Consider the following 26,435-nt stretch of genomic DNA (forward strand, 5'->3'; position numbering starts at 1 on the left):
TTATGTTAAAAATTATCTTTTATTAAAGTTCCTGATTGATGATTGTAATTAATCTATTTTCGTTCGAAAAGTTGATACAGGCAATCCTTTATTTGAGGTTAAATTAGCTTCTGTATAAGGTTTCCAGGCGTATCTTATGTAAAAGGGTTTTTTGTGTTTATTTGGTAAGCTAAACGTTATTGTTTTGCCTTCAATATGAGGTTCTAATTTTTCAAAATTGATATTGTTAGTACTTATTTCAAAACCAATAATAGTTTCTGATGATTTTGTTTTTAAACTACTAAACTCTCCATTAAAATGAATCGTATAAGTGTTGTTGGAATAGGTGATTTTATCAAACACAGGACTTTCATAATCCTTAGCTACTTTATAGGTGTCACCAAGCGCTAATAACGCCAATCGTTCTCCAACAGGTTGTTTGTTTTTTGCATGTGTGTCTTGCCGATCTCCGACATCAGTTATAACAACCATTTTAGAATTTGGGACTTCATTTAATAATTCGCTTTGCGCAAATCTAAACTCTGGCCATGCAGGTCTATCTTCTCTACTAGTTAATTGCGTAGAATAAAAAGGGAAATCGTCATTAAAATCTGAACGCCATAAAGCCACCATTTTTTTAAACATGGTTTTGTACAACATAGGTGCTTCTGCATTGGACTCTCCTTGGTACCAAATAATACCTTTGATTGGTACGTTTTTTATTGGTAATATGCCATTCTCATAATTATAACTCGGCATCCAAGGGTGTTTTTGGTTAGGATCTTCACTTAATGATATTTGATGTTTTGCCACTGAAATCATCGCATCCTTTTCGTCTTCTTTAGCTTTCCAGCGTTGCTTTACAAAGTTTGCTATAGTAGAATCTTGTTCAATTTCTTTTTTAGACAACCAAGATTCAATGGGAGAACCTGGAACGGCATTGTGAATAATACCGATGGGAATATTCAATTCACTTTGTAGTTTTTCCGCAAAATAATATCCTACAGCAGAAAAATACAAAACCTCTTCAGGTGTTGCTTTTACCCAACCTTTAGTATTAAAATAGTGATTGTTTTGAATCTTTTTTAACTCCTCTAAGGTATGAACACCCTCTTTACCGGTTGGGTAAGTGGGTTTCATGTTGTAAATTCTTAGGTTAGGATTATTTGCTTTTTTTGCAACACTATCTCCATTTAAAGTGCGTTTTAGATCGAGATGCATGTTAGATTGCCCAGAAGCCAACCAAACGTCACCTATTAAAATATCTGTGAGCTGAATGGATTCATCTGTTGATTCAATATTTAAACGATATGGACCTCCAGCTTCTAATGCTTCAAAATTAGCGTTCCAATGGCCTTCACCATTAGCTATAGTATGAATTGTGATATCTTTTAAAGTTGCTACTATTTTGGTGTTTGGCTTTGCTGTTCCCCAGATAGGGATGTCATGATGCCTTTGCAACACCATATGACTAGAAAAAACAGGATCCACATTCAAGTTGCTTTGCGCACTTAAAAAAATGGAGTAAAACGTTAGAAAAATGAAAAAAGAAACATTTTTAATTTTCATAAAATAGGGGAATATGTCTTACTTAAAATTCGGGTTTTAATTTTGTCACTTTTATCTTATCAAACAACGCAAAGGAATCGTTTTGTGGAGCCCAATCTTCTGTAGCGCCTCCGTGAAATGTTGAAAAGTAAAAAGAATCAATATCACCTTGATCCCATAAACGATAGCGGACTTCTGTATCATCAATTACTTTTACACCATCGATCCAAACCTGCATAATGCCGTTTGGTAAGTTGTTTTGATTTAATTTTATTCTTTGGGTTAAGCGGTACCATTTTCCGGTTTCAAAATATATTCCAGAATCGACAGAATCTCCATATTCTGAAGTCATATCCATATAATAAAAATAGACTATGGCTTCAACGCCAGCATTTCTATTGACCCACATGTATCGTGCGCTCCAGCCTTCACCATTGTCGGGGTGATTTCCACCCGTATACGTAGAACCACCACTAGTCAAACCTGGTAGTTTACCGCCTTCTCTAAAATCGAACCCTTCTTCGAAATATACATAATAGTCCAAATAATATTCATTTGAAGCTGGTAAGGTTTTAATAAATTGAACACCATTAGTTTCTGGTCCAACAGTGCCTTCAGGATAATCTACTTTTAAAACGTGTCCTTTTTCTCCTTCAGGATCAGCAACAATATTGGCGTTATCACCAAGTAAAGACCAACGGATATCTCCACCTTCGCTTATTAAATTTTGTGTTGTATAGGTTCCTTGCGCTGCGGTTTCAAAATCTAATTCAAAAATTATATTTTCAGCAATAGGTGTTTGTGGGTCTTCATTACTATCCTCAACGCTTTCCTGAGCACAAGCATTCAGCATAATGCCATTAAAGAATATTATAAATAAGATTGTATTTTTCATAATTCTACTATTTGGTAATCCCTAAGTGTTTATACATAAAGTTTTTGGTGTTTTTAACCGCTATTTTTGATTCTGGAATATCATAATGGCCTTGCCAAACATGCCACATCCCTTCATAAACATCTAACTCCACGTCTTTATTGTTTTCTTTTAGTTGTCGATACATTCTCAGAGAATTGCTTAAAAATATTTCTTTGCATCCCACTTGAATTAGAGTAGGGGGAAAGGCTTTTGAATAATCTCCATACACTGGTGAAACATACGGATTTTTCCATTCTTTTCTTGGTGCGTAAGCTTCTGCACAATTTTCTAAAAATCCTTTATAAATTAACGTAGGGTCTGTGTCTTTTAATGTATGATAGGAGTCTCCGATTTCATCTAAATCTAACCAAGCCGACCATAATACAACGGAACTTGGTAAATTTATTTTTAAATCTCGCATTTTTAAAATTGAAGCGACAGTAATTGTGCCTCCAGCGGAATCACCATATATGGCAATATGTTCTGCTTTATAAGTTTTTAATAATGCTTTATAAGCCGTAATGACTTCTTCTAATATCTGACTAAACTTGGCTTGTGGTGCTAAGGTATAATCAATGGCTATGATTCTTAAGTTGCTTGTGTCTGCTAACGGAACACTTGATAATAAAGTGACATCGGCAGGATAAAAAACGAAACCTCCTCCATGGATGTAGATAATGACTTTGTCGGATTCTTGGTAATTCTTTGGTTTAATGTCAATTGCTCTAATGCCATCAAGAAATATGGTTTCTACACTAGGTTGATATACTTCTAATAACTTAGCTAAAGGTTGTTCTGCTTCAATTTGAAACTCCCGTTGTCTCTCTTCCCACACCGAAATTGGAGCATCATGTTTTGGTAAATTTGCTCCAGCATTTCTACCTTCAATTGTCCAATTGCTTAACATCGTTTTAGCTTCTTCTGAAATTGTAGAAGGTATAGCTAATTCGTTTTCAGTCTTGTGGTTAATATTTCTCTCTTCTTGAGATGAAATTAAAGCGTTATTAGGGGTTTGTTTCATTTTTAAATATACTTCTTAATCAATTAACGATTAATTTTTGAGTAAATATTTTTGATGTATTTCTTAATTTTAGAATGTATACTCCAGAATTCAATTGTATATCGGCATGCATTGTATTAGATTGTGTTGGCTGCACATGCTGTTTAAATACTAAACGACCTGTTAATGAGTAAATTTCAAGAGTAGATTTCTGATTTAACATACGACTAGAAATAGTAACTTTACCTTCATTAATAGGGTTTGGGTAAACACTTACAGTTGAATTTTCTATTTCAAGTATTTCTTTTGTGTTATTGTTATAAGCTTTTCCTAGAGTTAAGGCTGTATCAAAATTTAAAACAGGTCTATAACTTGATGTTGTATGGTCTTGAGATGCGATATCCCAATAGTTATAATTCCCTGACCCATTATAGTCTAAACTAAATCTGAAAAATATGAAGTCTCCTGTAACAGCTCCGTTATCTAATTGATTATTGATATAGTTAACAATATTTTGAGACGATGAACTTTGAAGATTCCCTTGTGGTGAATTTAAATCTAAAATATCATCTTCTATTGCCGTAGCTGTTAGGTCTGTATCGTAAACTCCTGCATAAAAATCGGTACTTAAAATAGTACTACTACTTCTATACGGCAACCCATAAAGATCGACTTTATGCGCTAGGTTTCCACCATTTTGTAATAGGTGAAAATTTAAGGTAGCAGAGGTAAGCCTTTCGTTTTGTGCTAACGTTGGAATTTGAAAAGGAATTATAGCAGATGTTTTATTGTTTGATCCTATTCTATGCGTATGATATCCTACCCACTGCATTCCTCCATTATCATAAACCGTTTGGTCATCCATAACCGCCTCTACGATATAGTTATTTTGTTGAGGTAAAGCATTAACTTGTATATTTAATATAGCGCTATCATTTAATTCCCCATCGTAAACTGTAACAGTTATGTTTGAAGTACCTTCATCTCCTGAAATAGGAGATAGTGTTATTGTTGCTGTTCTGTCTCCATTGTCAACAAAAGTAGCATAACTAGGTGCATTGTTGATTGCAAAAGTTAATGCATCAGCATCCGCATCTGTTGCAGATATATTTATGATTTTAACTTCATCAACATTTAGAGTTTGACTTACTAAAGTTGACAATACAGGTGCATTATTAGCCGTGGTTGAGTCATTATTAACTACAATATTTAAGGTTTCAGTATCAATTGTAGTACCATCGTTTACAGAAATAGAAATACTATTTGTTGAAGCATCTCCAATAGCTGGAGCAATAGTTAATGTAGCCGTATTATCGTTATTATCCATAAAGGTTACAAATGAAGGTAAATTGTTTGCTGTAAAACTTAATGTATCTCCATCGGTATCTGTAGCAGAAACAATTATATTTAAAGTGTCACCTTCAGTGATGGTTTGATTTCCAATTGGTACTAAAACAGGAGCGGTATTTGTTGGCGGTGTATACCCTGATGTATTAATAACAATTTCAGAATAATTATTCCACCCATTAACATCACTTCCTGAACCTACTATTCTAAAATATTTTGCTGAGACATCTACAAAATCAAAATGTTCCGCAGCTGTTGTAGTTCCGGTACTCGTATCTGAATGTACTTGAGTGAAATTACGTCCATCTGTTGAAACTTCAATTACAAAACTATAAGCTCTTTCATCACCTAAACCAAAGCTAATATCTACCGATTGAACCGTAACAATTTCGCAAAAGCTTTTTTGTATCCACTGATTACCCTCAGCAGCCCATTTTGTTTGGTTATCTCCATCAAAAGCATTTGATGGAGGGTTATATCCCCATTGGTCATCTTGATAAGTACTTGCCCAATTGGTATCGCATTCATAAATAAAAGTGGCAGAAGAATTAGAAGCTGTATTTCCAGCATAGTCTTCTACATTGTTGGCCGTAATTGTATAGGATGTATTCCCATTTAAAGCAGAACAGGTTAATGTTACCGTTTTATTATCTGCTGATAAAGAGGCTGAACTTATAGTTGCACCTCCGCTTAAAGTATAATTTCCTGGCAACTCTGAAGAAATGTTAGTCACACTTTCGCTAAAAACAATAACAAATTCATCATTAAAAAACGTATTATTTGCACTTACAATAACTGGCGAAGTTATATCTGCACTTGCTTGAAGTTCAAATGCGCCACAGTCCACTGCTGCACCAACAGATCTTGGGTCTCCGTTAATATCTAAAGTAGTAAGACCTGTATTTACACCAGCATCAATTGCAGAACTTCCGGCTTTTAGATTAAAGTCCCAATTATTAAAATCTTCATAAGTATTGATAGCGTCAATTGCAGATACTACAATATTATATTCTACTGTATTAGTTGTTTCATCATAAGTCCATGGTGTATATTTTGCGGCTATATTATTTCTTATAATATTCCCTGTACTTCCGTTACCTTGCTTATCATTTTTTATTTGTATCCAAGGAATGGCATCAGTTACAGGATTGTAGGACGTAGGGGTTTTAGAAACTGTGTTATTCTGGATTTTACAATTAATAGCTCCTGTAAGGGTAATGCCATGATAGTGATCGGAAACGACTAAATTATTTTCCACAATGACATTTTCGGTATGGCCGTCGGTAATAATAATACCTTGCATGGAATACCCTATTAAATTATCATCAACCATCGCCTGAGTTATAGGGTCTGCAAAGTTGAATATTTTATTATTCCTAATAACGACATCGTCTATAATCCCTGCTGCAACATTATCCTTGTCGTACATCTGTATACCATCATCATGATTTATATTGTAATCTTCGATATAAGCATCTCTAATAATATTATTTTCGTAAATAGCGTGCGAACCTAATGCCCTAATAGCATCTGCGCCAAAATTATCAATTAAGTTATTTCTAATTTCAGCATAATCACCTTCTATTTGTAATGCAAAATACACATTTTTGATGGTGTTGTTATTAAAGATTATATTATCCCCACGAATAATAACAGCATCTTCAGAATTTGCATACCAATCGTTTTTAGACCAAGTTGAAGAATCATTTGCACTAGAGAACGTACAGTTTTCAATTTTTAAATAGGTGGCATCGTCTTTTGTTAAGAACATGTAATCTCTTACGAAATTACCGCCAGATCCATCAGTTGAAAATGTTAATCCATCAAATGCCCAATAAGATCCATTTTCAACTTGGACAGAGGCTAAAACTGGATGCTCTCCACTTAATGGCTTTATAGTTACATAATCTGAATGCGTACCTGTCATATAAGGGCTTCCGTGAGCCCCTGAGAGTAAGTAAATTACATCACCAGAATTAAACGTTTTTTGAGCAGTAAATACGTCTTGTAAGCTTTTCCATGGGCTAGCTAGTGTTCCAGGATTACTCATAGATCCATTAATTGGATCACAATAATAGGCCGTTCCGGTAACATTAGTTATTTCAGAAACACTAACAACAAAGTTCAATGTGGTAGTATCTATAGTGTCTGATGCTTGAACATCAATGGTATAAGTCCCTGCATCACCTTCAGAAGGTGTAAATTTAAATAAAGCCGTACCATCACCATGATCTGTAAATGTTGCAAAATTTGGCAAGCTTGTAGAAGTTATTGTTAAGGTATCATTATCGCTGTCGGTTACCGAAATATTTACATTAAGTATGTTATCTTCTTCGACAGTTTGGTTTGTTACATTAGCAATTATAGGAGCATTATTTAAGGGAGTCGTTCCCTCTGGGTTTATAGTTACTAGAATAATTTCTTCAATTGAATCCATTCCATCGGTTACAGAAACGGTGATATTATAAGAATTAGCATCTCCTATTTGTGGAGATAAAGTTAATGAAGCAGTACCATCTCCATTATCAAGAAACGTTGTAAAATTTGGTGCGTTTGATATTGACAAAGTTAAGGTGTCATTATCTGAATCAGTAGCAGAAATTGAGACTTCTAAGGTTTCAAGTTCGTTCATTGTTTTGCCTCCAATTGAAGCTAAAATAGGGGCATTATTTGCTGGAGGAGCTACTGTGCCTGTATACTCGTAAGCTCCAGCATCTACACTAGTTCCCATAGACCTAGGATTGCCCTCTAAATCTGTTACAGCCAGGTCTGTATCAACACCTGCATCTATAGCAGGGCTCGTAGCTGATAAATGAAAATCATTAGTTACATAATCAACAAAATAATTACTATAGTTAGCATAATTACTACCATCTATGGTTATATTATGTTCTACTGTTGAGGTTGTGTCATACGTCCATGTTGTATATTTTGCTGAAATATTATTTCTAATGACATTATTAAAATTAGTCTGACCTGTTTTGGTTTGATCTGTTAACATGATCCACGGGACATGATCAGCATCAGAATATAGGGGTGATTGAACCACAGTATTATTCTGTACTTTACAATTACGCGCGCCGTATAATGATATACCATGATCTTGATTATTACTAACGATGTTATTCTCTACAATCCAACCATCAGCGTAACCATCGGTAATTATTATTCCTTGCATTAAATCTCCAATTAAGTTATTTGATTGAACAAAAGGAGTTACTGGATCTGCAAATAACATAAACACGTTGTTACGAAGTGTGACGTTTGAAATTTTCGGATCACTTTGTAAGTTATAAGCTTGAAAACCATCATCATGCTGAATAGCGTAATCGTTAATATAACAATCTCTAACAGTATTGTTTTCATATGTAGAATTACTACCTAAACCACGTATAGCGTCTCCAGCGAAATTATCAATTAAATTATTATGTACTTCTGTAAACTCACCTCTCACTTCTAAAGCGTGGTACGTATTTTTTATTACATTATTTTCTAGAAAAGCGTAGTCACTTCTTATTTGAATACCACTGGTCACATTATTGTACCAATCCGTTTTGGTCCACGTTTCTATATTTTCTGCGGATGATATTGTTGAGTTTATGATTTTAGTATGATGCGAATTTACGTCCGAAGAAAATAAAACTTGTTCTTTAGTTTTAGTATTGTTTGTACCATCAATCTTAATACCATCAAAAGCCCAATACGAGGAATTTACCAATTGAATTGACTTAATTACTGGAGCATTTCCGCTTAAAGCTTTTACCGTAACGTAGTCGTTAAAAGACATATTGTTAATATATGGATCTCCATGATCACCAGACATTAAGTAAATTATATCACCAGAATTAAGGGGTTTATTTGTATACACTACTGCAGCTAGCGTGCTCCATGGGTTTGCTTGTGAACCGTCATTGTTGATATTTCCGTTTATAGGGTCACAATAATAAACTCCAGCCACAGGTGTTTGGTATGTTGATACGACAATAGAAATAGTTTCAGTAACCATTTCAATACCATCACTAACAATAATGGTTACTGAATATGTTGATGCGTCTCCAAGTTGTGGATTTAAAGACATGACAGCTGTACCGTCACCATTGTCGATTAAAGTTGCAAAACTTGGTAAGGTGCTAGACGTTATGGAAAGTGCATCACCATCCATATCACTTGCGCTAATGTTTACATTTAAAGTTGATTGTTCTTGAACATTTTGATTGCCAATAAAAGTAAGTGTGGGTGTTGTATTCGAGGTATTGGAAATAGCGATATCCAAAATAGGCTTATTACTAGTAGTTCCATTGTCTTGCGAAGCTAAATTCCATGTTTCTGAACTATTAGCGTCTGCACTAAAACGAATAAAAACAAAATCCCCTCCTACAGCACCAGCTGAGTATTGAGCATTTAAATATGAAACTAAATTTTGCTGAGTATTGGAGTCTAAATTTACCAATCCAGTGACATTATCTTCGAATATATTGTCTTGAATTAATGTTGCTGAAGTATCTAATGCTCCCACAAAATAATCAGTATTTAAATCTACGGTAGATGTTGTTCTAAAGGGTAGACCGTACAAATCGATATTTGTATTACTTGGTTGGTTACTATATGAAATAACTTGAACTGCTAAATCTGCAGTTGTGATAGATTCTCCAGGTTGTAAAACAGGTAATTGAAATGGAATAATATAGGCTTGTGCATTACTATGGCCTAACCTTGCGGTTGTTTGACCAATCCATCCCCAAGAGGTGTTATCGTTTTTAATGGTAATATCGTCTGAATGCGCTGGAATAATTTGAGAATTTTGTGCCTCTGAAGATATAATTCCTATTAAAATCATTATAAGTGCAAATTGAAATTTTATGATGTTCATAATAATCTATTTTTAGTTAGACAATTGATTGTATTATTGTGAAAATGCTTTTAAAAATTTGATAACACTTTGCTTGAGGCTGCACTAAATTATCAATAGTAATATTTCTTAATCCCTTTTGTATTTTAGGCCAATACTTCACTTAATTATGAGGTTACATAAGTTTAATTAAGTCAATTTGTTTGCTGCATTTACTTTTTAATCCTTAAACGGTTATTTGAGAAGTTCCTATTTTAGAACATGGAAGTACTAGATTACTTAAATAATAATTATTAAATAGAAAACGAGGGCATGTATTAATCCCTCGTTTTCAAAAATTGCTATTAATTACTGAATGATTAATTTTTGTGTTTTAGAACGCGTTCCATCTTGAAGTTTAATGATATAAACACCTGATTTTAAATTTAATGTTGTGTTAAAAGAATTTGCTGAATTTGCTTCAACTTTTTCAGAGTGGACTAACTGACCTGTTATTGAGAAAATAGTCAATTTAGAATCATTACTAAATCCGTTTGACGTAATTGTTAACTTACCATAAGTTACAGGGTTTGGATATAATTTTAAAGTTGATTTTTCTACACTATCTACAGATAATTCACCATCTATAGAAATTGATAACGTTGGCGCATTGGCAGTTGAACCATCGTCAACTCCAAAATAATGAGCACCAGTAGTTGCTGGGTCATCTACATTTAATCTTAAAAACACATAATCACCTTCAACTGCACCAGCATCATATTGCGCATTTAAATAGTCTACTAAAGCATTATCTCCATTAACATTTGTTTCTTCAAAACGTGCAGTATCTAAAGATCCAGCATCTACATTTTTTGAGAAGTAATCATCCTGAATTGCTGTAACATCAGCTGTAGCATCTGGATACGCGCCATCATAATGGTCTGCAGGATAAATAGTGCTAGCCGCATTATAAGGAAGTCCATATAAATCGACATTGGAAGATATCCATTCGCGACCATAATTGACATGTACTTTTAAATTCGCAGAAACTACCAACTGACCTGATGGACGCGCAGGTAATTTAAATGGAATAATACCACTTGTTGTAACTGGGCTTCCGTCTGCAGCACTTGCTCCTATTTTTAACGAATTTATTCCGCCTACATTATTTCCATTCAAATAAGGATTGTTAGCAGGCATAGCAGTTATATCAGAAACAATACCATCAACGTGGTAAGCTTGATCTAATACCATCTCTGGCACTAAGTCATAATCTGTTGTTGGACTTGCCTCAGCATCTTCCACTTCTATAGTTAATGTTGGTGCGTTTGCAGTTGAACCATCATCAACTCCAAAATAATGAGCACCAGTAGTCTCTGGGTCATCTACATTTAGTCTTAAAAACACATAGTCGCCTGCAACAGCTCCAGCATCATATTGTGCATTTAAGTAGTCTACTAAAGCGGTATCTCCACCAGCATTTGTCTCTTCAAAACGTGCTGTATCTAAAGATCCAGGGTCAACATTTTTTGAAAAGTAATCATCTTGAATTCCTGTAACATCAGCTGTAGCATCCGGGTAGGCATCATCAAAATGGTCCGCAGGATAAATAGTACTAGCCGCATTATAAGGAAGTCCATATAAATCGACATTGGAAGATATCCATTCGCGACCATAATTGACATGTACTTTTAAGTTCGCATTAACTACTAATTTTCCTTCTGGGCGTACAGGTAGTTTAAAAGGTATGATGGCACTTGTTGTATTTGGGCTTCCGTCTGCAGCACTTGCCCCTATTTTTAACGAATTTATTCCGCCGACATTATTTCCATTTAAATAAGGGTTATTTGCAGGCATAGCAGTTATATCAGAAACAATACCATCGACATGATAGGATTGATCTGTAACAATTTCTGGTGTAACATCATAAGATGTTGTTTGGGCTTGTAATGCAAATGGTGTCACACCTAATGCAATTCCCAATAAAGAATTTAGTAGCGTTGTTTTCATATTGTATTGTTTTAAAGAATTAGTTTATTTAGTTTATTGTACGATTAATTTTTGTGTTTTTAAGGTTATCCCATCCGATATCTTAAGAAGATATAGCCCAGCATTTAAATTCAAATTTGTTTCAAAATTTGAACTTGAATTGGTTGTAATCATTTCACTATGAACTAAACTACCTGTTAGAGAATAGATATTTAGTTTCGTGTTTTCTGATTTAAATCCTTTTAATACGATGGTTAATTTGCCTTCTGTTACTGGATTTGGATAAAGGCTTACATTTGATTGATCGAAAGCATCAACGCTTAAAATATTTTCAATTTCTAACGTTAAAGTTGGTGCTTCTTCTGTTGATTCGTCACTTATACCGTAATAATGGGCACTTGTAGAACCTGTTGTAGCATCTACACTTAACCTTAAAAAAATGTAATCTCCTGCAACGGCACCTGCATCATATTGTGCATTTATGTATGCTGCTAGGTTAGTGTCACCTTCTGAATCCGTATCTACTTGTCGGTCTGTTAAAATCAAAGTGCCTACAGGTTCATTACCATCTACATCTCTAACAACAAATCCATCTTGTAGTCCTGTTGCTGTACCTTGAACGTTAGCAAAAGCGCCATCATAGAAATCATTTGGCGATATAGCGTTTGAGGCATTATATGGTAATCCGTATAAATCGATATCAGAAGAAATCCAGTGTCTTATATAGGCAATGTTCACATTTAAATTTGCAGCCGTCACTAATTTACCTGGTGGACGTACTGGTAATTGAAAAGGAATAATTGCATTTGTTGTAAATCCACCACCAGTTGATGCACTAGCTCCAACTTTTAAGACTTTGGTGCCATCGATATCATTACCATTTAACCAAGGATTTGTACTACCCTCTTCTAAATTAAGAACATCAGATATGATACCATCTCCTGTAGGAGTAATTATATATTCTGTCGTTGGTTCTCCACCAGAATCAGGACTAACCGTTAAGTTAAAAGACTGTGATGTGATACTTCTTCCATTATCTGCAATAACTGTAATATTTTGATAATCGCCAGCATCTAAAAGTGCAGGTGAAAATACAATGTTTCCTGTATTGTCTCCATTGTCAGTTAAGACTCCAAAATTAGGCAGGTTAGATGTTGTAAAAGAAATGGCATCATTACCGATAGTAGCTGCTGAAAAATCTATTTGTAACGTAGTTTCTTCAACCATAGATTGATTTGCTAAGGATGGAGAAATTATTGCTGGGTCAGAATCTGCAACACCTGCTATTGTAACTTGACCTGCGTCTGGTACAGTTTTTACTAGCGTAAACTTTTTACCATTATGTGTTATGATTTCAGAATCTACAGGCTCTCCATTCTGAATGGCGGTAACATTGACCCAACTATTGTCAATTCTTATTTTAACGGTTAGAGGAAAATAGAAAGCGGAGTCTAACATATCATCTGTTAGTGTGTATTTTATTTCACTTTCTGAAACATTATCTATGGTTAAATTATGCGTTGCAAAGGATTGAGAATATTGAGTGACCTCTGTAAATCCGGCTACCCACAATTCTGGTTTGTCTGCTAAGTATTGTAAAAATTCGTTAGTGGTAGTTTCACCCGCTTCATCTAAGCCGTGAAAATGTGTACTTCCCCAACCACGATAGTAATTGGTGCCATATAATGTATTGACATTGTCTAATAGTGGTAAGATATATTGATCTCTGTCCGAATCATTACCATAAATATGAACATTGGAAACGCTATTAACATCTAAATAATTGACGGTGTTGGATTGATTTAGAATTCCTTGGGTGCCTCTAATTCCTATAAATTGTGTTCTAGCAATGGTTTCGTTGCCTTCACCATAGGGATAGGCATAGGTTAGACAATTATTTGAACCAGAGGTTACTTCTGTATCAATAACTGTAACTGTGGCTTGTAATCTTGCGAGATAATCCGCATCAGAAAGGTTGGTTTCACCTTCTGCTGGGTTAGTATACCAATTTCTATCATCGTGCCCATCTATTTGACTTCCTAAAGCCGCAAGGTTATTATAAAGGCTCCAATCTTGAACATTATATGCCGGATCTGCCTCAGTAATCACAAACCAAGAAAAATGGAAACCATATTCAGCAATCATCGATGTCCAAAAAGGGATATCCTGTTCGTTATTGTCATCAATGGTTATTGTGAATGCGGCTAATTTATCGTCATTCCATAAGCAGACATCTCCTTCACCTACGACTTCTGGCCAAACTTTATCTGTTACTGTAAACCTTGTTCCGACAGTCGGATCAAGATTAAAAGTGTTTTGTCCAATCGATTGTATGAAAATCATTAAGAAGACGAAAAGGGTAGTACTTTTTTTAAACATTTGATTTTTATTGGGATTTGTTATTTGTTTCTGTATTTGATACAGATAAGGCTGAAAAATAGAAAGCGTTATTCTCAAATATAAATACAAATAGCTGACTAATCCTAGTGTTTTCAGTGCTTAGCTCAATAAAACAGACAAAACTAACAAACAATTAAACAGATAGTATAAACTTCAATTGCGCTTTTTGAGAATAATGGGTAAAATTAAGGTGATTATTGTGAGAAATTTAAATTTTATGAATTCAGTTATCAATTTAATAACTTTAAAGTGTGATTAACTGTAATTTGTTAAAAACTGATGGTGTAAAATAATCCAATTACCAAACGAAGAAAATTTGCTTTTTTGTTTCACCTTCAGTAGTATATTCTAATAAATATTTCCCAGTAGGTAGTTTTGAATTTTCACTTCGAAAAACATGATCTGATAAGTCAGAAGGATTTATAGTCTGTTCAAAAACCTGCTCACCTGAAAAATTCAGTAATTTAAGTTGTACAGTTTTACCTTGTTTAAAACCTAAGAAGTACACGTTAAATTCTCCATTATGCATAGAGTTTGGTGCAATAATAATATTGTTTTTAATAGATTCTATGTTACTAATATTACCTTCATTAAGTTCAGGATATCCAACAGTAATTTCAAGCGTTGGTTGGTTTTCTTTTTTCTTACCATTGGCACTTACAAAGTTCCATCTATTATAATCTGAAACATCTTTAGAGTTTGGGTTCATTCTTAAAAAGATATAACCCGTAGAGTTTGTTTCTGTTTCAAAAATGGTGTTCAAGTAATCTTTGAGTCCTTTTTGTCCAATGTTATTTGTTTTAATGTCTCCGGAATACATATTAGGGTCTACAAAATTATTCTGAATGGGTCTTGCCGAAACATCTTGTCCAAAAGTTCCTTGATAATAAAGGTCTTCAGTGACCCAAAAGTTCGATTTTGGAGGCAATGCATATAAATCAATGCCTCCTTCGGGTTGATTATCTACTTTAGATAAATACACTTTAAAATTAGCAGATAGAATTTTTTTGCCTCCAGGGATTTCTGGAAGCTTAAATGGAAAGACTCCAGCACCGTCAATATTTTCGCCAACACCTCCAATACGAATTTGTGGTTGGCCATCCCAGTCTCCTTTACCTTTGGAGTGAATCTGTCTATCTGAAGCTTCCGAAGGTATTTCAAAAACCTGATTAGCCTCATCAATTTTAGTATATTCAAAGGCTCCAATATTAACAAAGTTACCTAAGGACCGTTTGTTTTGACTTGCGTCTAAATTTGGTGCCATATCTGATGTTCCACTGTTCAGAGCTTTTGAATTAGGGCCTAAAGAGAAATCAAACAGAGCCCAATTATTAAAGCATTTGTCATAATCATGTACGGAGACAGGAAGCGTTAGATTATAATCTGCAATCCCTTTTATGTTCTTAAATAGGACATCATTAGACAGGTTATTTCTTATAAACAGATTTGAAGAATCATTTTCGCCAATGATCTGTATGGCAAGTGGTGCATTTGTTTCGCTTTTATCGGTGAAATTTAAACCAAAATAGGGATTTACAACTGTATTATTAACAATTTTTAGATTGTTCAATTGACCAGTGAGAGATATCCCTTTTTTACCATTTGTAATAACAATATTGTTTTCAAAAATACTCTCAGAAATAATGGTTTTCAACCCGTAAATACCGTTTAACACGCCTATTTGCGCTCTATTTGATTTGGTGAAATTGATAATTGTATTACCTCTAAAAATGTTACCTTTTGTTTCTTTCTCGGTAAAGTATATGCCTGAGTTTACTTCAGCATCTGTGGCTATACTTTCTTTAATTAAGTTGTATTCTAATAAATTATAATCTCCTAAAATAGTAATGGCATTATGGCTAAAAAAATTGATACGATTATTCCTGATTTGAGTTTTTTCACCAGAAACTATAATACCGTTTTTGTAATGAGAAATGACATTACTTTCTATTTTACATTGCGTTCCTTTGATATCGATTGCAGTATCATCCTTAGTATTTGAAATAAAATTATTTTCCGTTAATCTGATTTTCGAACTATTTTGATGTATAAAAACAGTATTTGAATTGAAGGCTCCATTAAAAGTAATATTACTGAATATCCACTTGGATGCAGGCGATTCTTCAGTTCCAAATATTATAGAGTTTATCGTAGGATTTTGGTCTGTAAGTCCAGAAATAGTAATGTATTTTTCGTTTTGGCCTATAACTTTGACGTTTCCATGATTTCCGGAAAGTAAGAATATCACATCACCTGCTTTAAATTCTATTCCTTTTTCAAAAACACTTTCTAAGCTTCCCCATGGATTAGCTTTACTTCCGTCGTTATTTGTATTCCCGTTTACTGGGTCACAATAGAAATCAGTTGCGTAGATCGCTTGTGCGAATAAGAAAAAGAGAAAGAAGTAGCCGTAAGTTTTCATAGTAATTAAACGTTATTGGTTGATTAAAAAATTCGGAAAATCTTCTGTTTTTTCACAGTTCAATTGTTCCATGACTTGTTGTAATTCCGTTTTTAATAAAGATATAGTATGGTCTCCTCCCTTTTTTCCTAATGCCGAAACACCATACATAAATGAACGTCCTAAAAATGTAAATTTGGCTCCCGATGCTAAAGACCTAGCCACATCTGGACCAGAACGAAGTCCACTGTCCATCATAACCTCAATCTTATCTCCATATTTTTGAGCAATAGTTTTTAGCGGTTTTATAGTGGATTGTCCTGCGTCTAATTGGCGTCCACCATGATTGGAGACTATAATGCCATCTAATCCTAAGCGTATGGCCTCTTCAGTGTCATGTTCAGAGGCGACACCTTTTAATACGAGTTTTCCTTTCCACATATCTCTAATAGGCTTTATTTTTTCTTCATTTAATCGTCCACTAAAGGTTTGATCCATAAACTTACCTAATTGTCTTAAATCTAAGCCTTTTGGCATGTAAGGTTTTAACGTTTCAAAACTGGGTTGCCCGTATTTTAAAGTTTCTAGAGCCCAATGTGGTTTACCTAAAATTTGTAAAATATTTTTAACAGACATTTTTGGTGGCATGGCCAAGCCATTTCTGATATCACGAGGTCTAAAACCAAAGGTTGGAACATCACATAAAATAACAAGCACTGGGCAATGTGCAGCTTCCGCACGTTTAATAATATCATCTCGCAACCGATCTTCTGTTGGGTGATATAATTGAAACCATGCTTTGCCTTCCGTAAGTTCACTAGCACGCTCAATACTTGTTGTGGTAACTGTACTGAGAATAAACGGAATATTGTGGTTAAATGCCGCTTTTGCTAATATTTCAGGGGAATTTGGCCACATTAAGCCTTGAAGGCCAACAGGTGCTATTCCGAAAGGAGCGTCATATTCTATTCCAAAGAGATTTGTTTTTAAAGACGCGCCAGAATGATTTTTTAAATAATTAGGTTTTAATTGTACGTCTCTAAGCTCAGCGGTATTCCGATGTAAGTTAATATCTTCATTGCAGCCTCCATCTAAATACTCAAAAGCAAATTTTGGTATTTTTTTTTGCGCCCTTGATCTTAAATCAGTAACCGACGGATATTTTGTGTTTATCTTCAAAGTCATTAGGTTTTACTTTAGAATAAAGGGTATATGTTTTTTCAAGCCATAATTCTTTTTTAAAAAATTAGAAGCCAATTTTCCATCCATAATTACTATAGCAGCTCCTAACGCCGAACCTAATGAAGAACTGGTTGACCTCACTTTCAGCTTACTTAAACGATGAGTCAATAATTTTATAAAGACGTCATTATCGCTAAACCCTCCATCAATATACAATCGTTTTATTGAACTGTTAGTGCCTAATGTGGTTTTTATACTTTGTATTTGTATATCGATAAGCTCTATCATTAATTGATGATAAGCGTCTTGATAATTGTCATGTTTGAGGTTCGTTTTCTCTGGTGCTTCTGTGTTGACCAAATATTTCCACCTAAAACATGGACTGAAATTATATGATAATCTGTTGAAAATTTGACTATTAAATGTTACTGATTTGTGTCGGTCTAATGGCACGTCAAAATATTGACTTAATTGTGTAATTTGATGTATGTATTCTTTTCCTAGTAACAATTTTGCCGATTTCACAGGCTTGCCATTAACTTTCATGTAATTAATGGTGTCATTTTGAAGATCTTCGTTAGTTAAGGAAACGTCGGAATACGGATTTAGCGATACACTCCAAGTACCCGTTGAAACCAAAACAAATGGTTTTTTAGACCCTTTTAAATAAGGTATTAGCGCTGAAGAACTATCATGAATACCCACTCCAATTTTTACGCGTTTTCCATTATAATATTTAGAAATACATGTTTCGGTTGAAACAATTGGCGGAAGTATTTGGTCAATATCTTCTTTGTAAACCCAACTGTGATAATCTTTTTTACCATAATCCCAAAGTGAAGTGTGGCAGCCAATACTTGTAAATTCACTAAGCGGAACACCTGTAAACATATAACTAAGATATTGTGGCAAGTGTAAAGAATACTTTATGTTTTTGAATACGTCTGGTTGCTTATATTTTAACCAATATAACTGCATTCCAGAATTTAGCATACCAGATTGTGGAGATCCCGTTTCAGTAGAAATATCTCCATGCGTGTTATTAAACTGTTCTAAAATATCTGATGGAATAGGCTTTAAATAATTATAAAGTGGTGTTAGTAGATCTCCGTTTTTATCTAAATGAACAAGACTTGCTCCATATGTAGAAAAATTAACAGCTGTAATAGTGTAGGTGTTGGAATCTAAAATATTTTTAAATACTAATTGTACCCATTTTTGAAGCGCATGAATATCTTCCGTTGGAAACCCATCTTCATCAACAATTTCTTCTAACGTAGTGTACTCTTTATAGACTTCGTTATAGTTAGTATCGAATAGGAAAAACTTTTTATTAGTCTTTCCTATATCGAATATTGCTATAACCTCTTGTTTTATTGGAGTACTCATAGTGTTTTTACAAACCTGTTGCTGTAGAATTCATTCCTCTTTCTTTAATCAATACATTTCTTACATCTAAAAGCCTGTAAGCAGATATAGGATCAATGGCTCCATTATTTCTTAATCTGGCTTCGGCTAAAATTGTTTTTACATCCGTGTTAAAAGCGTCTTGTAAAATGCGTTGTGCCGTTACCACATCATTTTGTAATTGTGCTTCTTCGAGCGCTTTTTGGTCAATTAATAATGCTTTTGCATAAGCCGTTTCAATGGCTTCAATGGATTGAATTAAATCCTCTAAAGGATCTTTTAAATTATGGCTTGCATCGATCATCCATGCAGGAATTGGGTTATTTGCAGGATTATTTTCCATTCCAAAAACCAACTCATTGAATATTAGAAATAATTGATAGGGTTTCATGACGCCAACACTTAAATCATCATCACCATATTTACTATCATTAAAATGAAAACCACCTAACATGCCTCTTGTCATTAATGTGGCAACAATATGCTCAATATTTGTGTTTGGTAAATGATGTCCTAAGTCCACTAAAGTATAGGCTTGTTCACCTAAATCTTTAGCTAACATATGAGACGTTCCCCAGTCTTGAATCACCATAGAATAGAAATTTGGCTCGTAAGGCTTGTATTCTATAAACAGTTTCCAATCTGCTGGTAAATGGGCATAAATTTCTTTTAAACTTGCTAAGGTGTTTTCAAAAGCACGTCTAAAATTGAGCTGACCAGGAAAATTAGATCCATCTGCTAACCATACCGTCAAAGATTTTGAACCTAAGGCAATTCCATAATCTATAACCGCTTTATTGTGTGCCACAGCTTGATCTCTCACGTTTTTGTCTGTATGACATAAAGACCCAAACTTATAACTATATTCTTGGTTGTCTTGATCTTGAAACGTGTTGGAATTCATGGCGTCAAAATGAAGCCCTAAATGTGTTGCTTTTTCTTTAATGGCATTAGTATTTTTAGGAATATCCCAAGGAATATGTAAAGACACTGCATTTGCAGATTTGGTTAAAGCATTAATAACACCAATATCTTCTAATTTTTGTTCTAAAGTACTGGGTTCTCCGCCAAATCCGAATTTTCCAAATCGTGTGCCTCCTGCGCCTAATGCCCAACTTGGTATGGCAATATTATAGTTTGAAATGGTATCTATAATATCTTCTAAGTTACTATGTTTTCTAGATAATTGGGTTAGATTTTCCTTATGTTCAACTAATAAATCTTTATTTAAGGCTACTATTTCTTCTTGATGTATTTGCATAGTTATAGTTTCAAAGATTGATTATCGTACAAAGGCATTTGCCATCCCTCCGTCTACATTAATAATGTTTCCTGTGCTTTTATCTAAAATAGCAACTAAAGAAAATACGCCATTTGCAATATCAGCAGGATAAATTATTTCGTTTAACAAATTTCTTTTGGCATAATGTGCAGGCAATTCTTCAACTGTAATGCCATAGGCTTCAGCGCGTCCTTTTGCCCATTCGCCTTCCCATATTTTACTACCCACAATAACACCATCTGGGTTCACAACATTCACTCTTATTTTATCAGTTCCTAATTCAGCAGCTAATAATCTAGACATGTGTTGTTGTGCGGCTTTTGCTGTACCATAACCTACATTGTTAGGCCCTGAAACGAGACCGTTTTTGCTCGCTATATTTACAATATCGCCACCTAATTTTTGTTTTTTGAAAATTGTAACGGCTTGTTTTGCTAATTCAAATTGACCTTTAACCAATACATTTTGCAGAATATCCCAATCTTTATCCGTGGTTTCTTCTAATGGTTTTGAAATCGCTAAACCAGCACTGTGCACTACGATATCTACACCACCAAAGGCTAAACAAGCCTGCTTATAGGTGTTGGCGATAGATTTGCTGTCTGTGACATCTCCTTGAACATAAATTGCGGTATCGTTTTTATAGGTTGTGATGGCTTCTTTTAGTCGGTCTTCTGATAAATCTGTAAGTACAACATTGGCACCTTCTGCTGCTAACTTATCGGCAATAGCTTTACCAATACCTCCACCAGCACCTGTAATTAAGGCTACTTTTCTAGACAATGATTGCTCTTTTGGCATGCGTTGTAGTTTAGCTTCTTCCAATAACCAATATTCAATATCAAAGGCTTCTTGTCTAGGCAATGATGTGTATTCTGAAATGGCTTCAGCACCACGCATTACGTTAATGGCGTTTATATAAAACTCACTTGCTACACGAGCTGTTTGTTTATTTTTTGCAAAACTGAACATGCCAATACCTGGATACAAAATAATGACTGGGTTTGCATCTCGTATTGCAGGACTTGTGTCGTTTTTACAAGTCTCGTAATAAGCTTCATATTCCTTTCTGTAGTTATCAAATGCCGGCTCTAATTTTTCAAAAATGAGTTCGGTGTTATTTACATCTTCAGAAGGACTTAAATTGAGTACTAATGGTTGAATTTTGGTTCTTAAGAAGTGGTCTGGACATGATGTTCCCATGGGGGCCAATCGCTGTAGATCTTTACTATTTATAAAGTCTAAAACTTTGTCGTCATCTGTGAAATGGCCAATCATTCTGTTTTCTGAGGCACATAAGCCTCTCAGTATTGGTGCCAATACAGCTGCTTTTTCTAGGCGTTCTTCTTTGGGAAGACTTTCAACTGTTTGGCCGCCAAAAACCTCTCCATTTTCAGAAATTTTGTTTTCGATATAAGCAGATGCCATCTCTATGACTTCTAAACTGTTGATATAGCATTCGTATGAGGTATCTCCCCAAGTGAATAAACCATGGGAACCTAAAACAATACCTCGAATGCCTGGGTTGTCTGCTAAACATTTTTCGAGCATTAAACCCAATTCAAAACCTGGTTTTTTCCAAGGCACCCAACCCATGGTGTCGCCCCAAATTTCTTTGGTTACTTTTTCACTGTCTTTTGCAGCAGCTACGGCAATTAAAGCATCAGGATGTAAATGATCAATATGTTTAAAGGGTAACAATCCATGAAGCGGAGTGTCAATTGATGGTGCTTTGCTATCCAAATCAAAAATACAGTGATTGAAAAGCGCCACCATTTCGTCTTCATAGGCAACACCTCTGTATACTTTTTTTAAATCTCTTAAGCGATCGGTGTACAAGCCTGCGATTCCGCTTCTTGTCAGAGTGCCAATATCTCCTCCAGATCCTTTTACCCACATAACTTCAACATCTTTATTTGTTAAAGGGTCTTTCTCAATAGTTTTGCAGCTTGTATTTCCTCCTCCGTAATTGGTAATTCTTAGATCACGACCTAAGATGTTAGAGCGATATAAGAATAGTGCGACTTCATCATTTTTTATCTTTTCTACTTTAGTGTCGTCCCATAGATAATCTACATAACGGTAATTTTTTATTGACATGTTAGTGGGTTTTATATGTTAAAAAAGTGTCGATTTATACGTGTATAATAAACTTCGACTCCTCTCAAAAATACATAAATAGCCCACTAAACCTAAGGTAAACAGGCGCTGTCATATCATAAAAGACAAATAAAACAAGTAATTAATCAGATTGTATAAAATTTGATATCTTATAAAAAAGTGTAATGTGGAAGGGCTTATTATTCCTTAGTCAGATTAAATTCTCCTGCACCTTTAAAAAGTAGATAACCAAAGCTGAGCAATCACAGTTCTAAAACAAGCACACCAAACCAATCCTATTTCTTCTTCAGACCAAGCTTATGCCCATAAAAAGCATAATATAGAATAACGACATAGCAAGGTAATAAGATCCAATAGCCAAAAGATGAAGCTTCAGCTATGGCAGATGTTTCCAAAATTCCATTGGTTATAAGTTCCTCTTTTTTATGATCGACAATAGCTCCATATAAAGGAGGTAGAATAGCACCACCTGAAATAGCCATAATCAATAAGGCAGAAGCCGTTTCTGTAAACTTCCCTAAGCCTGTTAATGCTAAAGGCCAAATGGCAGGCCAAACTAAAGCGTTCGCGATTCCTAATGCCGAAACAAAAAGAACAGACGTAAATCCAGTGGTAAACACAATACAAAACGATAATACAATGCCTAATACAGCACTTAGTTTTAGTGCCAATGCCTGACTTATATATTTTGGGATTAAAAAGACACCCAGGGCGTATGTGCCTACCATAGCCATTAAAGTAAACAAGGTGAAAAATTTAGCCGTTTCAGCAGGAATATCCAAGGCTATCCCATAAGCTATAATAGTATCTCCAGCGATAACCTCAACACCAACATAAAGAAATAGCGCTAAAACGCCTAACCATAAATGCGGGAATTGAAAAATAGAGGTTTTAGATTTTTCACCATCTTTTGGAACCTCTATAGGTTCGGGCTCTACATTTGGTAACGGAGCTTTTCGTATTAAAATACCTAGTATAAATAACACAACAGCCATAATAATGTATGGTGTGATAACACTATCTGCCATGGTGTTTAAGATACTTGCTTTTTCGGCGGCATCTACAGTGCTTAATTGGGCTTTCATATCGTCGATTCCCGACAATAAAATGGCACCAAAAATAACCGAACCAAGGGCTCCTGCGACTTTATTCGCAATACCCATAATAGCAATACGCTTTGCGGCACTTTCTATAGGACCAAGTATAGTAATATATGGGTTAGATGCCGTTTGCAATAAGGTCATTCCCATCCCTTGTATAAAAATTCCGGCTAAAAACATCCAATAAGTTCTCGCATTAGCCGCAGGAATAAAAACCAAAGCACCTATGGCCATAATGGCTAAACCTAAAGACATGCCTTTTTTAAATCCTATTTTATTTATAATATAAGACGCTGGCAAGGCCATCACTACAAACGATATATAAGATGCCGATGCCACCAAATATGACTGTGCATCTGTTAGCTCGTTTATGGTTTTCATAAAAGGGATTAAAGCACCATTAATCCATGTAACGAAACCAAAAATAAAGAATAAGCCTGCAATAATTAGTATAGGAACTAAGGTGCTGTGTTTAGGTTGTGAAATAGTCGCTTTCATGTTTAGCTAGTGTTAAGGTCATTTGTTTCTACTGCCAAGATATTATATTTTCTTTCAAAATCTTTAAAACACAAAAAAACTCTTACACTAAAAAAGTGTAAAAGGCCTTTTTTCTATAATAATACATTAGCTTTTAAAAGTAATTACGGAAATCAGTATTCAAATAACAATAGTTATACTTATTTTTAAGTTTTCAATAAACTAAAGTTACTAATGGCACTATATCAGGTATCTGTAGTAAAACAGCAACTTAAACTGATAGTAAAACAATTTGCAGAAGCTGTCACTTCGAGCGCAGTCGAGAAGTCTCAACCATTAGAAGTGCCACTACTAAACAAAAAAATCGCTTTCAAATAGAGCTACTAAAAGGAAATAATAATACGTTCACAATGCTTAGGGTTTTATCCATTTTAGACTTTACTTTTGTACTATTCGTATAAAAGAAGCAAGAATATTAAAACAGAAGTGGTATTATAGACATAAGCATCACAAACCTAATACCCCCTTTAATAAGGAATTATAAAATAAACATTATGAGTAAAAACGCTGAGGTAAAATGTCCCAACTGTAAAGAAGTTTTTAAAGTAGACGATTCGGTGTATACAGACATTGTAAAACAAGTGCGCGACCAACAATTTCAAGAGGAAGTCAACAACCGTTTAGAAGTCGCTCAAAGAGAAAAGCAAGCAGCCATTCAATTAAAAGCCGCGGAATTAAAAAATGAGTTTCAAGGCCAATTAGCTCAAAAACAGCGCGAAATAGAAGAGTTAACCCATAAAAGTAAAGCGCAATTGGTCGATGAGGTCTCTAAAAAAGAGAAACTCATTCAAGACTTACAATCTAAAATCCAGAATTCAGAAACCCAGAAATCATTAGAATTATCTAATGCAGTTAAGGATGCGGCTGAAGCATTATCTAAAAAAGAAGCCGAAATAAAAGCCTTAGAAGCTAAAATAGAAAACACCAACATCCAAAAAACATTAGAACTGTCTACAGCCGTTAGAGAGGTAGAAAAAGAAAGAGACCAGCTCAAAAACGATTTAAAGAGCAAAGACACCGAAAAAGAACTTTTAGAAAAGTCTTTAGTAGAACAATTCAAAAATAAATTAGAACACAAAGATGAGGCCTTAAAACTAAAAGAAGAGGAAATAGAACGCCTTAAAGATTACAAGCAAAAGCTATCCACCAAAATGATTGGCGAAACACTAGAGCAGCACTGCGAAACCGAATTCAATAAATTACGAGCAACCGCCTTTCAAAATGCCTATTTCGAAAAAGATAATGATGCCTCTGGCGGTACCAAAGGCGATTATATTTACAAAGAACAAGATATAAATGGCAACGAAGTCATTTCTATTATGTTCGAAATGAAAAACGAAAACGACCAAACCGCAACCAAAAAGAAAAACGAAGATTTCTTTGCCAAACTAGACAAAGACCGAAAAGCAAAAGGCTGCGAATATGCCGTATTAGTGTCCTTATTAGAAGCCGATAACGAATTTTACAACACAGGGATTGTAGACGTCTCTTACAAATACGACAAAATGTACGTGGTACGTCCGCAGTTTTTTATCCCTATCATATCCTTGTTGCGTAATGCAGGCATGAAATCATTACAGTACAAAGCCGAACTAACACTCATGCGGAATCAAAATGTAGATATCACTAATTTTGAAGAAAAAATAAACGATTTTAAAACTGGTTTTGCAAGAAACTACGATTTGGCTAGTCGTCAATTTGGGGAAGCTATTAAAGAGATTGATAAAACCATGAACCACCTGCAAAAAACCAAAGATAATTTGCTGTCCTCAGTAAATAATCTGCGTTTGGCCAACAACAAAGCTGAAGACTTAACCATTAAAAAGTTGACGCGTGGCAATCCCACAATGAAACAAAAATTTGAAAACCAATAGGCGCACAAGCCCTAATTAAATCCTTAAGTAAATGACAACCTTTCCAAACATAAATAGAACCGCCGTAATCATTGTAGGAAAACAACCTTTTTACGATTGGGTTAACAAAGTCTTTCCAGAGGACGATCCTATGACTCCAAATAGTGTAGTTGAGTACAACAGTTACCTCTTAGAGTCCTATTTATATTTTGAAGAACCAAAAGAGGCATTGAAGAACTATTGGAAAACCATTTTTGAGAATGAGCTCACCGAAATGTGTACGGATAAAAACGAATGGCCAGAAATAAGTTGGACGCTTTTTAACAACTATTTTCATTGTCATTTTAGCAGTATGGTTTTTGATTTAGATAAATCACGGTTAAAACGAGAAGTTTTAGAATGGTAAACTAATAACAGTTATCATCACCACCCAATCCTAGAGCTGTAAAAGTACAATAGGGTTAGCGCTAGGTTTAAATAGAGCTATGAGTTTAATAAACTAGGTTCTATTTTATTAATATATTTTTCATAATCATTTGCAAATT

General features: G+C 34.6%; 14 protein-coding genes. 2 read left to right on the forward strand and 12 right to left on the reverse strand.

Annotation, left to right across the window (positions count from 1 at the left end):
* Positions 1–48: 48 nt before the first annotated feature.
* The 12 genes from K1X16_RS09895 to K1X16_RS09950 form a co-directional block, all read right to left on the reverse strand.
* Positions 49–1,470, reverse strand: coding sequence for a sialate O-acetylesterase (locus K1X16_RS09895; RefSeq protein WP_225035976.1), 1,422 nt, complete (start codon positions 1,468–1,470; stop codon positions 49–51).
* A 100-nt stretch (positions 1,471–1,570) separates the two neighbouring features.
* Positions 1,571–2,422 carry a polysaccharide lyase gene (locus K1X16_RS09900; protein ID WP_225035978.1) on the reverse strand — a complete coding sequence of 284 codons (852 nt, stop codon included), beginning with the start codon at positions 2,420–2,422 and terminating at the stop codon, positions 1,571–1,573.
* A gap of 7 nt (positions 2,423–2,429) precedes the next feature.
* A complete protein-coding gene (locus K1X16_RS09905) occupies positions 2,430–3,464 on the reverse strand; it encodes an alpha/beta hydrolase (RefSeq protein ID WP_225035979.1) in 1,035 nt (344 codons plus the stop codon).
* A gap of 19 nt (positions 3,465–3,483) precedes the next feature.
* Positions 3,484–9,660 (reverse strand): choice-of-anchor Q domain-containing protein, encoded by a 6,177-nt coding sequence (locus tag K1X16_RS09910; RefSeq protein WP_225035980.1) that lies wholly within the window; start codon positions 9,658–9,660, stop codon positions 3,484–3,486.
* A 327-nt stretch (positions 9,661–9,987) separates the two neighbouring features.
* Positions 9,988–11,628: a T9SS type A sorting domain-containing protein gene (locus K1X16_RS09915; RefSeq protein WP_225035981.1), complete on the reverse strand. Its 1,641-nt coding sequence runs from the start codon at positions 11,626–11,628 to the stop codon at positions 9,988–9,990.
* Positions 11,629–11,661: 33 nt separating this feature from the next.
* On the reverse strand, positions 11,662–13,950 hold the full coding sequence (locus tag K1X16_RS09920) for a T9SS type A sorting domain-containing protein (protein WP_225035982.1): 2,289 nt from the start codon (positions 13,948–13,950) through the stop codon (positions 11,662–11,664).
* 355 nt (positions 13,951–14,305) lie between these two features.
* Entirely contained in the window at positions 14,306–16,429 is a 2,124-nt protein-coding gene (locus K1X16_RS09925) for a right-handed parallel beta-helix repeat-containing protein (RefSeq protein WP_225035983.1), read from the reverse strand.
* Positions 16,430–16,441: 12 nt separating this feature from the next.
* Positions 16,442–17,593, reverse strand: a complete 1,152-nt coding sequence (locus K1X16_RS09930) for an alpha-hydroxy acid oxidase (protein ID WP_225035984.1) — start codon at positions 17,591–17,593, stop codon at positions 16,442–16,444.
* Positions 17,594–17,599: 6 nt separating this feature from the next.
* Entirely contained in the window at positions 17,600–18,979 is a 1,380-nt protein-coding gene (locus K1X16_RS09935) for an FGGY-family carbohydrate kinase (protein WP_225035986.1), read from the reverse strand.
* A 7-nt stretch (positions 18,980–18,986) separates the two neighbouring features.
* The gene (locus K1X16_RS09940; RefSeq protein WP_225035988.1) at positions 18,987–20,258 is read right to left on the reverse strand and encodes a sugar isomerase; all 1,272 of its coding nucleotides are present in this window, start codon (positions 20,256–20,258) and stop codon (positions 18,987–18,989) included.
* A gap of 21 nt (positions 20,259–20,279) precedes the next feature.
* Complete coding sequence (locus K1X16_RS09945; RefSeq protein WP_225035990.1) at positions 20,280–22,379, reverse strand: bifunctional aldolase/short-chain dehydrogenase; 2,100 nt, start codon at positions 22,377–22,379, stop codon at positions 20,280–20,282.
* 296 nt (positions 22,380–22,675) lie between these two features.
* Positions 22,676–23,998 carry a sugar MFS transporter gene (locus K1X16_RS09950; RefSeq protein WP_225035992.1) on the reverse strand — a complete coding sequence of 441 codons (1,323 nt, stop codon included), beginning with the start codon at positions 23,996–23,998 and terminating at the stop codon, positions 22,676–22,678.
* Positions 23,999–24,531: 533 nt separating this feature from the next.
* On the opposite strand from K1X16_RS09950, the gene K1X16_RS09955 reads away from it, so the two are divergent.
* On the forward strand, positions 24,532–25,911 hold the full coding sequence (locus tag K1X16_RS09955; protein ID WP_225035993.1) for a DUF2130 domain-containing protein: 1,380 nt from the start codon (positions 24,532–24,534) through the stop codon (positions 25,909–25,911).
* A 31-nt stretch (positions 25,912–25,942) separates the two neighbouring features.
* Positions 25,943–26,296, forward strand: a complete 354-nt coding sequence (locus K1X16_RS09960; RefSeq protein WP_225035994.1) for a hypothetical protein — start codon at positions 25,943–25,945, stop codon at positions 26,294–26,296.
* Positions 26,297–26,435: the final 139 nt, after the last annotated feature.

Origin of the sequence: Winogradskyella sp. SM1960 (assembly GCF_020179375.1) — a bacterium.
GTDB lineage: Bacteria > Bacteroidota > Bacteroidia > Flavobacteriales > Flavobacteriaceae > Winogradskyella > Winogradskyella marina.